The sequence below is a fragment of the Pseudomonas sp. KB_15 genome, assembly GCF_052114525.1.
Lineage (GTDB): Bacteria > Pseudomonadota > Gammaproteobacteria > Pseudomonadales > Pseudomonadaceae > Aquipseudomonas.
Map to the genome: position 1 here is coordinate 1 of NZ_JBFREX010000190.1, position 475 is coordinate 475.

Below are 475 nucleotides of genomic sequence, written 5' to 3' on the forward strand. Positions count from 1 at the left end.
GCCATCATCAGCGTGGGCACGGCGACCATCGCCGCCTTCGTCGGGGCCGGCGGCTACGGCGAGCGGATCGCCACCGGTCTGGCGCTCAACGATTCCACGCTGCTGCTGGCCGGCGCCGTGCCGGCGGCGGTGCTGGCCCTCGTCATGCAGGGCGGCTTCGGGCTGSTGGAAGCCTACTGGGCCTGGCGTCGCCGCGCCTGAATCGTCGGGCTTCGTCGGCTATCGGCCGGCTTTCGCCAGTGTGCCCAGTGTCTTCACCGCAGCCTCGGCCGTCTCGTTCCAGGCGTGCCCGTAGTTGATCCGGATGCAATGGCGAAAGCCCTGCCGCGCCGAGAACACCGGCCCCGGCGCAATGCCGATACCCGCCGCCCGGGCCGCCTGATGCAGCGCCAGCGCGTCGAAGCCTTCGCCCAACTCCACCCACAGGAAATAACCGCCGTCAGGCCGCGATACGCGTACATCGTCGGGGAAATAC

General features: G+C 69.8%; 2 pseudogenes. One reads left to right on the plus strand and one right to left on the minus strand.

Annotated features, from left to right (window positions below):
• A pseudogene (locus AB4Z35_RS30390) lies at positions 1 to 201 on the plus strand (hypothetical protein); the annotation flags it as partial.
• A gap of 18 nt (positions 202 to 219) precedes the next feature.
• Here the strand turns inward: AB4Z35_RS30390 and AB4Z35_RS30395 are convergent.
• Positions 220 to 475, minus strand: a pseudogene (locus AB4Z35_RS30395) (PLP-dependent aminotransferase family protein); the annotation flags it as partial.